The organism is Pseudomonas sp. CDFA 610 (assembly GCF_021147865.1).
Taxonomy (GTDB): domain Bacteria; phylum Pseudomonadota; class Gammaproteobacteria; order Pseudomonadales; family Pseudomonadaceae; genus Aquipseudomonas; species Aquipseudomonas alliivorans.
In genome coordinates this window covers 173,328-186,585 of record NZ_JAGTPM010000006.1, presented here as the reverse complement: position 1 = coordinate 186,585, position 13,258 = coordinate 173,328, and the positions used below count along the sequence as shown (strand labels likewise).

The 13,258-nt window shown below is 60.3% G+C and carries 7 protein-coding genes; 4 read left to right on the top strand and 3 right to left on the bottom strand.

Features of this window, described 5'->3' with window-relative positions; all coding sequences use genetic code 11:
• Positions 1 to 308 precede the first annotated feature (308 nt).
• Positions 309 to 1,601 (top strand): MFS transporter, encoded by a 1,293-nt coding sequence (locus KDX39_RS13095; RefSeq protein WP_099228946.1) that lies wholly within the window; start codon positions 309 to 311, stop codon positions 1,599 to 1,601.
• Between the two features lie 463 nt (positions 1,602 to 2,064).
• On the opposite strand, the gene KDX39_RS13090 is transcribed toward KDX39_RS13095, so the two are convergent.
• From KDX39_RS13090 to KDX39_RS13080, 3 genes are all read right to left on the bottom strand, one after another.
• Entirely contained in the window at positions 2,065 to 3,225 is a 1,161-nt protein-coding gene (locus KDX39_RS13090; protein WP_231660644.1) for a sensor histidine kinase, read from the bottom strand.
• 128 nt (positions 3,226 to 3,353) lie between these two features.
• Entirely contained in the window at positions 3,354 to 4,619 is a 1,266-nt protein-coding gene (locus KDX39_RS13085; RefSeq protein ID WP_231660643.1) for an MFS transporter, read from the bottom strand.
• A 172-nt stretch (positions 4,620 to 4,791) separates the two neighbouring features.
• Entirely contained in the window at positions 4,792 to 6,255 is a 1,464-nt protein-coding gene (locus tag KDX39_RS13080) for a glyceraldehyde-3-phosphate dehydrogenase (RefSeq protein ID WP_083185824.1), read from the bottom strand.
• 189 nt (positions 6,256 to 6,444) lie between these two features.
• On the opposite strand from KDX39_RS13080, the gene mfd reads away from it, so the two are divergent.
• The 3 genes from mfd to KDX39_RS13065 all read left to right on the top strand — a co-directional run bounded on the left by mfd (position 6,445) and on the right by KDX39_RS13065 (position 13,253).
• On the top strand, positions 6,445 to 9,897 hold the full coding sequence (gene mfd / locus KDX39_RS13075) for a transcription-repair coupling factor (RefSeq protein ID WP_184323234.1): 3,453 nt from the start codon (positions 6,445 to 6,447) through the stop codon (positions 9,895 to 9,897).
• 11 nt (positions 9,898 to 9,908) lie between these two features.
• Positions 9,909 to 10,433, top strand: coding sequence for a CsiV family protein (locus tag KDX39_RS13070; RefSeq protein ID WP_099228951.1), 525 nt, complete (start codon positions 9,909 to 9,911; stop codon positions 10,431 to 10,433).
• Between the two features lie 75 nt (positions 10,434 to 10,508).
• Positions 10,509 to 13,253, top strand: a complete 2,745-nt coding sequence (locus KDX39_RS13065; RefSeq protein ID WP_231660642.1) for a DEAD/DEAH box helicase — start codon at positions 10,509 to 10,511, stop codon at positions 13,251 to 13,253.
• Positions 13,254 to 13,258 lie beyond the last annotated feature (5 nt).

The window sequence follows — 13,258 nt, the reverse complement described above, 5'->3', positions numbered from 1 at the left end:
AAGCACTGCCCCTCAATGCAGGCGAAAGTCCGGCAAGTCCTGCGGCAGTTTCAGACAGGTGGTGCCACTGCCTGCAACACGCCCAGTGTCACGTGTTGTACCGCTCAATCAATGTGTTTGTTTTCAGACACTTTCAGAGCTGTCAATACCCTTCCAGTTAATAGGTCATTCCCGAAACGGTTGTCTTTGAGCGGCGTAACACATACTGTTACAAATGTGCGTGATGAGCGGGATATTTCACGGTTTTGACGCATGCGGGATAAAAACGACAACGGCCTCCAAGCCGATGAGCCTGAGCGAGTAACTAAATGGCCTCCACAACCAGTAAGGGCAAGGCGATCTTTCGCGTTGTCAGCGGTAACTTCCTCGAAATGTTCGACTTCATGGTCTATGGCTTTTATGCCACAGCCATTGCCAAAGCTTTCTTTCCTTCAGACAGCGCTTTCGCATCCCTGATGCTGTCGCTGGCCACATTCGGCGCAGGCTTTTTGATGCGGCCACTGGGCGCAATCTTTCTGGGTGCCTACATCGACCGCCACGGGCGCCGCAAAGGTCTGATCGTTACCCTCGCCATGATGGCTGCGGGCACATTGTTGATAGCCTGTGTACCGGGCTATGCGACGCTGGGTGTCGCTGCGCCGTTGCTGGTGCTGCTGGGACGTTTGTTGCAGGGTTTCTCGGCAGGCGTGGAACTGGGTGGCGTTTCGGTCTACCTGGCGGAAATCTCGACACCGGGTCGCAAGGGCTTTTTCGTCAGCTGGCAGTCCGCCAGCCAGCAGGCGGCGGTGGTATTTGCCGGTCTGCTGGGCGTTGGTCTGAACCACTGGCTCAGCGCCGAGCAGATGACTGACTGGGGCTGGCGTGTGCCGTTCCTGGTTGGCTGCATGATCGTACCGGCCATCTTCATCATTCGCCGCTCGCTTGAAGAGTCCCCCGAGTTCGAAGCACGTACGCATCGTCCGACCCTGCGTGAAGTGGTTCGCTCGATCAGCCAGAACTTCGGTCTGGTGCTGGGCGGCATGGCGCTGGTGGTCATGACCACCGTGTCGTTCTACCTGATCACGGCTTACACACCGACATTCGGCAAGAACGAGCTGAACCTGACAGACCTCGAAAGCCTGCTGGTGACTGTGTGCGTGGGTGTGTCGAACTTCATCTGGCTGCCGATCATGGGTTCGTTCTCGGACCGTATCGGGCGCAAGCCGTTGTTGATAGCCGCCACCGTGCTGGCCATTGCCACCGCCTACCCTGCCCTGTCGTGGCTGGTGGAACACCCAAGCTTCAGCCATCTGCTGATGGTCGAGCTGTGGTTCTCGTTCCTGTACGGCTCCTACAACGGTGCCATGGTCGTTGCGCTGACCGAGATCATGCCGGTCGAAGTCCGTACCACAGGGTTCTCGCTGGCCTACAGCCTGGCGACTGCGACCTTCGGTGGCTTCACGCCAGCAGCCTGTACCTACCTGATCCATGCACTGGGCAACAAGGCAGCACCGGGCATCTGGCTAACCGGCGCCGCCGTGCTGGGCCTGATTGCAACGCTGGTCCTGTTCCGCAAGGGCGGCCAGAAGCTTGAAGCACCTGGCGCTGCAGCGACGGCCTGACAACGGTCGCAGCACGCCATAAAAAACCCCGGCCTGACGTCGTTCAGACCGGGGTTTTCTGCATCTGCACCTTGCATTTATTCCCTCCGGGGCTCATCACGCGCTGGCTCTTCAGCGCGCCCCATACCTCGAATGATAAGACGGAGCGCCCGTGGCAACCTGCGGATGCCAGTCCGCACCCCGACCGCACGCCTTGTCCAGTTCAGCCCAGGGATCGGATTTCTCGTGCTCGCACCAGCAACCTTTGGAATGCAGGAACACGGCTCCGCGATCAGCTTCCTCCTGCCCCGCCTGGCAAACCCTGCAGGACACCACACGTCTGCTCAGCCGCCAGCGGCTGTTCCACTTGATGAGATCGTCAATCATCCTCCCATCCCTCCAATAACCAAGTCTTGGAACTGTGAGTGAACGCACGCTCGCAAGTTTCTATGTATCTGGAAGTAACTGACCGACGGCTTTTTATTTACTGCATTGCGGGAAGCGATGCTGGAGAAGGGCTCGGCGCTAACGAAATCCTGACCGTGAACGTGGTGCCCCTGCCAGCGACGGAATCCACATCGATACTGCCCTCATGGGCATTGATGATAGCGGACGCAATATAAAGCCCGAGTCCCAGCCCTGCGCCAGCACCGTATTCAACGCCGCCTTCGCCAAGATACCGAACCATCGGACTGAAAAGACCAGCCCTGGCCCCCTCTTCAATCGGCGCGCCTTCGTTATGGACGGACAGGCAGGCAATCCCCTGATCATCGCTCAGGGTCACTGTAATGGCCTTGCCGGAGTCGCCATGCTTGATCGCGTTGCCAAGCAGGTTGGAAATGACCTGCTCCATCCGGGAACGATCAAAACTGGCGGCGAGCCGGGGCTCGGACAGCAGGACGATACTGCGATCAGGATGACAGGCACGCGCTTCCTCGACCATGGCTTCACAAGCCTGCGCCAGATCGTCCATGCGCCTGCGCACCGGAATGCCTGAGCCCAATTGGGTGCGAGTGAAATCCAGCAGGTCGCCGACGATGCTGACCGACCGTTTTGCACTGGTGAACATACGCGACACATTTTTTGTGGCGCCGGGAGGCAGATCGCCTGCCGCCAACAGCACCTCGGCGCTCAGCGAAATCACGCCCAGCGGGCTTCTCAGGTCATGCCCGAGAATGCCGAGAAAGACGTTTCGCGCAGCATCTACCGCCTGCGTGTAGGTCACCACCGATTCGGCAAGCGCCTGATCGATCGCCTCGTTGAATCGAATAATGTCTGAAATCTCCTGATCTTTAGTCACGCCCTTTGGCGGCATCCAGAGCACGAGCACGCTGGTTCGCAAGGCCCGGTACTCGGCAATCATCTGACCGATCGTGAAACCTGAGACCTGCCGAGTGTCGGCGTGTGTCTCGGCAGCGGTGCGACCGAGTGAATCCGGCGCCTCGCCATGAGACTTCGAGATTCTCGCGGCGTGAGTCTGCGCCGTTCGCAGGTCGGCAGCTATCGTGAGCAGCATGTGCTCGGCGTGGTCCCGCAAGGCCGCCGTGTCCATGCCATCTGCTGCCGGGGTCATGGTTTTCGCGAAGTCTTCCCATTGCTGCAGGATGGGTTCGATATTCTGAACGATGAAATCAGCCAGCCGCATGCCGTGTACTCCATTACCAAGGGGAATGTCTTGCGCAAAACGCTTCGCGACGCAGGTTGCGATCCAGCAAATCTGGGCGCGAAGCTACAGGTATTACACGCGCACCAACGATTTTTGTCGTTATCACCTCATCCTTTGAGCTTCCATGGCCTGAAACTCATCCAGAGCAACAGCCCCGGCACCTGCAGCGCGATCATCAGTCCGAGCGACCATTGATAGGCTTCTGGCGGATGCGCCATGCCGCCCAGGGTTGGCCAGAAGTTCAGCACTGCCCCCGCCAGCCACTGCAGTATGAACGCCAGCACGAACACCACCAGATTGAAGGATGAACTCACCCTTCCTGCCAGTTCCGGCGAAACCGATTGCGCCACGATGGCGTAATTCATCGTGGTCGAGGTACCAAAGAAGCTGAAGCCCATGGCAACAAGATGCGGCGACACCGGCAACCCACTGACCATGAGCACTTGGACGCCGATGAAGATTGCCATGCCAGTGCCGCAAACCATGATCGGCTGCACGCCGAAGCGGCGCAGATAATCCGTTATCGTGCCGAACGCCAGGGAGCCTGCGACCATCGCGACCGCGCCGAACAACAGCACACCGGCCATGTCGGATTCGCTCAGACCAGCCACGTCGTGCAGCCACGGCCCCATCCACAATGACAGCACCGACATGTAAATGGCGTGGGCGAACACTGAGTACAGCGCCAGACGCCAGAAGGTCCAGGAGGCATACAGCTTGCCGACTGCGGCAAACATGTCGGCAAACCGTGCAGGCCGGGCCTCGTATGTTCTTGGAACGCTGAAATGAATGATTCCTGCCACGGCGAACGTCAGCAGCGCCAGAATCAGAAACGCCTCACGCCAGGTGAACCCTTCGAGCAGCAGGTGCAGAGGCGTGGTGGATGCCATCGCGCCGAGGCCGCCAATCGACAGCAGGCAGGCGGTGCTCAACGGCAGGCGTTCGACCGGCAGCCAGATGGCGCAGGCCTTGATGGCGCTCATCAGCGAGCCCGCGACGCCCAAACCGATCAATCCGCGCCCGATCAGCAGACCGGCCTCGGTGCTGGACAGACTGAAGATGACCGAGCCCAGCACTGAAAACAGCAACATCGGTGCCTGCACACTGCGTGGCCCATACCGGTCCAGCATCACGCCCAGTGGAATCTGTGCGGCGGCAAACGTCAGGAAGTACACGCCGGTCAGCAACCCGAGGCTGCTGGCAGGCAGACCAAGGTCAGCCTGCAGATCCACGTAGATCACGGCATTGACGGTGCGGAACAGGTAGGAAACGAAGTGGCCCAGGCCGAAAGGAATGAATATCGTCAGAAACAGAAAGAAGAAACTGGTTTTGAGTTGTTTTTGCGCACCATCCATGACCGAACCATCGTTCATCCGAACACCCTTCCATGAGCCATTATCTGCGCGACTATCAGCGCTACGCCGCGGGCGTCGATCTTCCCACGATCTGTCGCCGCCACCAACCCACAAAAAAGGGCCGGACCCTGTTTGCACAGGATCCGGCCCTTTCGTCACACACTACCCGGACTGGCCAGGCAGCGCATATTTACTGCGGGAACGCTGGCGGATTGACGTCAGCCATGTCTTCCATCACACGAACCACTTGATGGCTGTAACCGAATTCGTTGTCGTACCAGACGTACAGGACAACGCGGTTATCGTTGACGATGGTCGCTTCGGCGTCCACCACACCGGCGTGACGCGAGCCCACGAAGTCAGTGGAGACCACTTCCTGCGAGTTCACGAAGTCGATCTGCTTGTGCAGGTCCGAATGCAGCGCCATGTAGCGCAGGTACTCGTTCATTTCTTCACGAGTGGTCTGCTTCTCGAGGTTGAGGTTGAGAATGGCCATGGACACGTTCGGCGTCGGAACCCGGATCGCGTTGCCGGTCAGCTTGCCGGCCAGTTCAGGCAGCGCCTTGGCAGCAGCCGTGGCAGCACCGGTTTCGGTGATGACCATGTTCAGCGCGGCGCTGCGACCACGACGGTCGCCCTTGTGGAAGTTGTCGATCAGGTTCTGGTCGTTGGTGTACGAGTGAACCGTCTCAACGTGACCGTTGACGATGCCGAACTTGTCGTTGACTGCCTTGAGCACCGGCACGATGGCGTTGGTGGTGCAGGAAGCCGCGGAAACGATCTTGTCGTCAGCGGTGATTTCGCCGTGGTTGATGCCGTGCACGATGTTCTTCAGCTTGCCTTTGCCCGGCGCAGTCAGGACGACGCGGTCGATGCCAGGGCAGGACAGGTGCTGACCCAGACCGTCGGCGTCGCGCCACACACCGGTGTTGTCCACCAGCAGAGCGTCCTTGATCCCGTACTGGGTGTAGTCCACCTCGGTCGGGTTCTTGGCGTAGATCACCTGGATCAGGTTGCCATTGGCGGTGATGGTGCTGTTGGCTTCGTCGATGGTGATGGTGCCGTCGAACGGACCGTGCACCGAATCACGACGCAGCAGGCTGGCACGCTTGACCAGATCGTTTTCCGCGCCCTTGCGCACGACGATGGCACGCAGGCGCAGGCCGTCGCCACCACCGGTTTTCTCGATCAGAATGCGCGCCAGCAGGCGACCGATGCGACCAAAACCGTACAGCACAACGTCCGTGCCCTTGCGCGGGCTGGTGTTCTGCTGACCTACAACGCTGGCCAGTTCGTCACGCACGAACTGCTCAGGCGTACGGCCGTTGCCCTCGGTCTTGAACTTGACTGCCAGCTTGCCCAGGTCCACCGAAGCGGCGCCAAGTTTAAGCTCGCTCATCGCCTTGATGAGCGGGAAAGTCTCGTGTACGGACAACTCGCTCGCATCGGACTGACGATGGCGCGCAAAGCGGTGAGCTTTGAGAATCGCGATGACTGAACGGTTGATCAGGCTGCGGCCATAGATCGAACTCACCACATTGTTATTGCGGTAGAGCTGACCGATAAGCGGGATCATCGCCTCGGCGAGGGCTTCACGATCGATCCATTCACCAAGACACTGGTCGGGCTTCTGAGTCACGGGAACCTTCCACATGTAGGGGCTGAAAAAAGGGGCTACATTATGACCAAGCCAGTGTTTATGAGCAATGCGCGACTGTCAGATCGTTAGGCACTACATAATTTCGGCCCGTAAATACACGGTAATCGACCGGAAAACTGACAGCCACCTCCTTCCCCCGCTACAATCGCCGCCCCTGTCGCAACGCCTGGAGCCTGACCTTCCGTGCCAGTTCTGCGTCTACCGCTTCTTTCTGCCGCTGCAGGCAAACACCACTGGGGCAACCTTCCCGGTGCCGCCCTGAGCCTGGCGATCGCCGAGGCTGCCAGCGCCGCCAAGCGCTTCACCCTGCTTCTGACCGCCGATAGCCAGAGTGCCGAGCGGCTGGAACAGGAGCTGAAGTTTTTTGCGCCCACGCTGCCGGTTCTGCACTTCCCGGACTGGGAAACCCTGCCCTACGATCTGTTTTCGCCGCATCAGGACATCATTTCCCAGCGCATCGCCAGCCTGTATCGCCTGCCGGAACTGGAGCACGGCGTTCTCGTAGTACCGATCACCACGGCCCTACACAGACTCGCGCCGACCAAATTCCTGCTGGGCAGCAGCCTGGTGCTGGACGTCGGCCAGAAGCTTGATGTCGAGGCCATGCGCACCCGCCTGGAAGCCAGCGGTTATCGCTACGTGGACACGGTGTACGAGCATGGCGAGTTCACGGTGCGTGGCGCGCTGATCGATCTGTTCCCGATGGGCAGCAAGGTGCCTTACCGCATCGACCTGTTCGACGACGAGATCGAGACCCTGCGCACCTTCGACCCGGACACGCAGCGCTCCATCGAAAAGGTCGAGTCGGTACGCCTGCTGCCCGCGCGTGAATTCCCGCTGAAGAAAGAAGAAGTCACACGCTTCAAGGCGCGCTTCCGTGAGCGTTTCGACGTCGATTTCCGTCGCAGCCCGATTTTTCAGGATTTGAGCAGCGGTATTACACCGGCCGGTATCGAGTACTACATCCCGCTGTTCTTCGAAGAAACCTCGACGCTGTTCGACTACCTGCCACAGGACACTCAAGTGTTCTCGCTGCCTGGCATTGAGCAGGCGGCGGAAAACTTCTGGAAAGACGTGCGCAACCGTTACGAAGAGCGGCGCGTCGACCCATCGCGTCCGCTGCTGCCACCCGCCGAACTGTTCCTGCCGGTCGAAGACTGCTTTGCGCGCCTGAAAAACTGGCCTCGCGTCGTCGCCAGTCAACAGGACATCGAGGCCGGTGGCGAGCGTTCGCGCTTCCCCGCACAGAGCCTGCCGGATCTGGCCATTGAAGCCAAGGCCGTCCAGCCGCTGGCAGCGCTGTCAAAATTTCTCGATGAATTCCCCGGTCGCGTGCTGTTCACCGCCGAATCCGCAGGTCGCCGAGAAGTCCTGCTGGAGTTGCTGGAGCGCCTCAAGCTGCGGCCGAAGACGGTCGACAGCTGGCTCGACTTCGTGGATGGCAAGGATCGGCTGGCGATCACCATCGCGCCGCTGGACGAAGGCCTGCTGCTGGAAGACCCGGCCCTTGCACTGGTTGCGGAGAGTCCACTGTTTGGGCAGCGCGTCATGCAGCGCCGTCGTCGCGAAAAGCGCACCGATGGTGGCAATAACGATGCAGTCATCAAGAACCTGACCGAACTGCGTGAAGGCGCGCCGGTGGTGCACATCGACCACGGTGTCGGTCGTTACCTGGGCCTGGCCACGCTGGAGGTCGAAAATCAGGTTGCCGAATTCCTGATGCTCGCTTATGCCGAGGACGCCAAGCTGTACGTCCCCGTGGCCAACCTGCACCTGATCGCACGCTACACCGGCAGCGACGATGAAATGGCGCCGCTGCACCGCCTGGGCTCGGAAACCTGGCAGAAAGCCAAGCGCAAAGCCGCCGAGCAAGTGCGCGATGTAGCCGCCGAGCTTCTCGATATCTACGCCCGCCGCGCCGCCCGCGAAGGCTACGCGTTCGCCGATCCGAAAGCCGACTATGCGACCTTCAGCGCGGGCTTCCCGTTCGAAGAGACACCGGATCAGCAGACCACCATTGAAGCTGTGCGCGCCGACATGCTGGCGCCCAAGCCCATGGACCGTCTGGTCTGCGGCGACGTGGGTTTCGGCAAGACCGAAGTGGCCATGCGCGCTGCATTCATCGCCGTGCATGGCGGGCGTCAGGTCGCGATTCTGGTGCCGACCACCCTGCTCGCCCAGCAGCACTACAACAGTTTTCGCGATCGTTTCGCCGACTGGCCAGTAACCGTCGAAGTCATGAGTCGTTTCAAATCGGCCAAGGACGTCAGCGCCGCAGTGGCCGATCTGGCCGAAGGCAAGATCGACATCGTCATCGGTACGCACAAGCTGTTGCAGGATGATGTGAAGATCAAGAATCTGGGGCTGGTCATCATCGACGAAGAACACCGTTTCGGTGTCCGTCAGAAAGAACAGCTCAAGGCCCTGCGCAGCGAAGTCGACATTCTGACCCTGACCGCAACGCCTATTCCGCGCACGCTGAACATGGCCGTGTCGGGCATGCGCGACCTGTCGATCATCGCCACGCCGCCTGCGCGCAGGCTGTCGGTGCGCACCTTCGTCATGGAGCAGAACAAGCCCACGATCAAGGAAGCGCTGCTGCGCGAGCTGCTTCGCGGCGGGCAGGTCTACTACCTGCACAACGACGTCAAGACCATCGAAAAATGCGCCGCCGACCTCGCCGAACTGGTTCCCGAAGCCCGTATCGGCATCGGCCACGGCCAGATGCGCGAGCGTGAACTCGAACAGGTCATGAGCGACTTCTACCACAAGCGCTTCAACGTGCTGATCGCCTCGACCATCATCGAGACCGGCATCGACGTGCCGAGCGCCAACACCATCATCATCGAGCGCGCCGACAAGTTCGGACTGGCGCAGCTGCACCAGTTACGCGGCCGTGTCGGGCGCAGTCACCACCAGGCTTATGCCTATCTGCTGACACCGCCACGCAAGCAAGTCACCCGCGATGCCGAGAAGCGTCTGGAAGCCATCGCCAATACCCAGGATCTGGGCGCAGGCTTTGTGCTTGCCACCAACGACCTGGAAATACGGGGTGCAGGCGAACTGCTGGGCGATGGCCAGAGCGGCCAGATCCAGGCCGTGGGTTTCACGCTGTATATGGAAATGCTTGAACGTGCGGTGAAGTCGATTCGCAAGGGCGAACAGCCCAACCTCGACCAGCCGCTGGGCGGCGGGCCGGAAATCAATCTGCGCGTGCCCGCACTGATTCCCGAGGCTTATCTGCCGGATGTGCATACCCGCCTGATCCTTTACAAGCGCATTGCCAATGCCGCCGACGAAGAGGGTTTGAAGGACCTGCAGGTCGAGATGATCGACCGCTTCGGCCTGCTTCCGGAACCGACCAAGGCGCTGGTGCGTATCACGCAGCTCAAACTGCGCGCCGAGCAATTGGGCATTCGCAAGATCGACGCCGGGCCGCAGGGCGGACGCATCGAGTTTGCCGCCGAAACGCCGGTCGACCCGCTGACGCTGATCAAGCTGATCCAGAGCCAGCCCAACCGTTACAAGTTCGAAGGCGCCACACTGTTCAAATTCATGGTGCCGATGGAGCGCGCAGATGAGCGTTTCAACACGATCGAAGCGCTGCTCGAGCGCTTGACCCCGACAACTGCTTGAAGGATTCATACATGCGTCTGTTTCGCTCATTGTCCCTGCTGCTGGTGCTCGTCGCACCAGGCGCCTTTGCCGAGGGTACCTATCAGGTAGAGCTGATCCTGTTCCGCCAGAGCGGCGAGCCAGCGGCTACACGCCAGCTCGCGCCCGAAAACTGGGACGCCGACGCGCAGAAGATCACCGCCGCCGATGAGCGCAGTCCGGCGCTCAGCGATCTGGTCGCCAAATTGCAGGGCAGTGGCAACTATGAGGTGCTGATGCAGCGCGCCTGGCAGCAGACGATTGGCACCGAGCCCGTTAAAATTGCCGTCGCAAGCGGTAAAGAACAGCTTGGCCACTTCCCCATCGAGGGTACGGTAAGCTTGGCGATGGATCGCTTCACTGACATCGATGCGCAGTTCTGGGTCAACCAGCTGGACCCGCATGGCGTGGTCCTGAGCAGCGAGCGCCTGAAGCAGACTGCCAGGGTCAAGAATGGCGGGCTGAATTATCTGGACAACGGCAATCTGGCGCTGCTGATCAAAGTCTCTCCACTTTGATCGTTACATATTCAAGGAGCACAGGCGTGCTCCCTTTCTTTTTGAGCATCGCTGCGGCGTAGGGCTTTTTTTAACTTGTCGTCCATTCTCGAAAAAGTCCTCGCCTCGGCCTGGACAGACCTGTTCACTGATCGAACGCTTGAGCGCGGGCGCGACTATGCCCGGCAGAAACGCATCGTACTGGAAGACTCCAGCCCGCAGATCATCCGCACCGCCTGCCGAGGCTCGGGGCTGGAGATCTACACCCAGACGCTGCTGTTCAAGGATCCGGATCGCTACCGCAATTACCTGACCTGCAAATGCACCTGCCCGGTGCGCAACGACTGCAAGCACTGTGTCGCGGCCATGTACTTTCTCCAGGACCCGACCAACCAGCCGCTGCTGCAGGCCGCGCTAAGTACCCATGAACGCGAGATCCAGGCGCAGATCGAGCAGAAGCCAAAACTGCCCGAGCGGCTGGTCGACAACCTGCTACCCAAGCCACGACTGATTCTGGCCAGCATCGAGTTCAGCGCCTACGAACCGCGCAACGGACGCATGCAGCGGCACATTCAGCATCGCGCCGCACTGGCCTTCGCCTATGGCAAGCACTACGCGGTCGGCACGACCAACGTCAGCATTCTGGTGAGTTCGCTGGGCAGCGATCTGGTAAACCAGAAAAGCGACATCATTGAACACACCGAGACCGAAACCCTGCGCATCCGCCGTCAGGGTGAACAGGAACGCCAGCTTCGCCAGCAACTGACTGACCTGGGCTTCAAGGTTTCCACGCGGCAGAGCAAGGCCCTGCCCGACAGCGCGGGCGACATGTACGAGTTGCCGAACGACAAGGCCTGGCTGCATTTTGTGCTCGACGATCTGCCAAGACTTCGCGAGCAAGGCTGGGAAATCGAGATTCAGGACGAGTTCGGCTTCGACGTCACGCCCGTGGAAGACTGGTACGCGGTCATCGATGAGGAAACCGAGCGCGACTGGTTCGACCTGGAACTGGGCATCATCGTCAACGGCGAACGCCTTAGCCTGCTGCCGATCCTGATCAATCTGATCCGCAGCCATCCCGAACTGATGAGCCCTTCGGCCGTTGCCAGGCGCGGCGACGAAGAACAACTGTTGGTGCAACTGAACCATTTCACACAAAGCGGCGGCAGCCCCGTGCAGATCGCCCTGCCGTATGGCCGACTCAAGCCGGTGCTGGCGACGCTGGGTGATTTCTACTGGCGTCAGGAAGGCAACAACGCACTGCGCATGAGCAGGGCCGACGCGGCCAGACTGACGCAACTCGAAGACCTGCCGCTGACCTGGCAGGGCGGCGACCGGCTGCGGCATTTTGCCGAGCGCCTGATCAACATCAAGGACGCACCGGTTGCAGTCCCCGATGGCCTGAACGCTACCTTGCGGCCTTACCAGCTGGAAGGCTTGAGCTGGATGCAGTCACTGCGCGAACTGGAAGTCGGTGGTGTGCTGGCTGACGACATGGGGCTGGGCAAGACCCTGCAGACGCTGGCGCACCTGTTGATGGAGAAACAGGCCGGACGCCTGGATCGTCCGGCGCTGGCAGTGATGCCGACCAGCCTGATCCCCAACTGGCTGGACGAGTCCGAGCATTTCACGCCAGACCTCAAGGTGCTGGCGCTGTATGGCGCCAATCGTCATCAGGACGCCAGCAACCTGCAGGACTACGACCTGATCCTGACCACCTACGCCTTGCTGCCCCGCGACCTTGAATTGCTGAAATCGCAGTCGTTCCACCTGCTGATTCTTGACGAAGCCCAGTACATCAAGAACCCCAACAGCAAGGCCGCGCAGGCGGCACGGGACCTCAACGCCCGCCAGCGTCTGTGCCTGAGCGGCACGCCGCTGGAAAACCACCTGGGCGAGCTGTGGTCGCTGTTCCACTTCCTGATGCCGGGCTGGCTGGGCAACAGCAAGGAGTTCAACAGCAACTATCGCACCGCCATCGAGAAGCATGGCAATCAGGACCGCCTGCAGCACCTGAACGCGCGCATCAAACCTTTCCTGCTGCGCCGCACCAAGGAACAGGTTGCCACCGAACTGCCGCCCAAGACCGAGATCATTCACTGGGTCGACCTCAACGACGCCCAGCGCGACGTGTACGAAACCGTGCGCCTGGCGATGGACAAGAAAGTCCGGGACGAAATCACCCGCAAGGGCGTGGCCCGCAGTCAGATCATCATTCTCGAAGCGCTGCTCAAGCTGCGTCAGGTGTGCTGCGACCTGCGGCTGGTCAACCCGGACATGCCGGTCAACAGCAAGCAAGGTACGTCGGGCAAGCTCAACAGCCTGATGGAAATGTTCGATGAACTGCTGGCCGAAGGACGCAAGATCCTGCTGTTCTCGCAGTTCACCTCGATGCTTAGCCTGATCGAGGCCGAACTGAAGCAGCGCGGTATCCCTTACGCCCTGCTCACCGGCTCGACCCGTGACCGACGTACGCCGATCCACGATTTCCAGAGCGGCAAGCTGCCGATCTTTCTGATCAGCCTCAAGGCAGGCGGTACCGGCCTGAACCTCACCGCCGCCGACACCGTGATCCACTACGATCCGTGGTGGAACCCGGCAGCCGAAAACCAGGCAACCGACCGTGCTTATCGCATCGGCCAGGACAAACCGGTGTTCGTCTACAAGATGATCGCGCGCGGCACGGTGGAGGAGAAAATCCAGCGCCTGCAACGTGAGAAATCCGCCTTGGCGGCGGGCGTACTCGATGGTCGGGCCAGCGGCGACTGGAAGCTGCGCGACGAAGACCTGCAGGCTCTGTTCGCGCCTCTTCCAGCAGCCCCCAAGAAGTCCAGAAAATAACAGCC

Coding starts and splice junctions, on each gene's coding strand:
- KDX39_RS13095 (WP_099228946.1), top strand. CDS start 309: ATGGCCTCCACAACCAGTAAGGGCAAGGCGATCTTTCGCGTTGTCAGC.
- KDX39_RS13090 (WP_231660644.1), bottom strand. CDS start 3,225: ATGCGGCTGGCTGATTTCATCGTTCAGAATATCGAACCCATCCTGCAG.
- KDX39_RS13085 (WP_231660643.1), bottom strand. CDS start 4,619: ATGAACGATGGTTCGGTCATGGATGGTGCGCAAAAACAACTCAAAACC.
- KDX39_RS13080 (WP_083185824.1), bottom strand. CDS start 6,255: ATGTGGAAGGTTCCCGTGACTCAGAAGCCCGACCAGTGTCTTGGTGAA.
- KDX39_RS13070 (WP_099228951.1), top strand. CDS start 9,909: ATGCGTCTGTTTCGCTCATTGTCCCTGCTGCTGGTGCTCGTCGCACCA.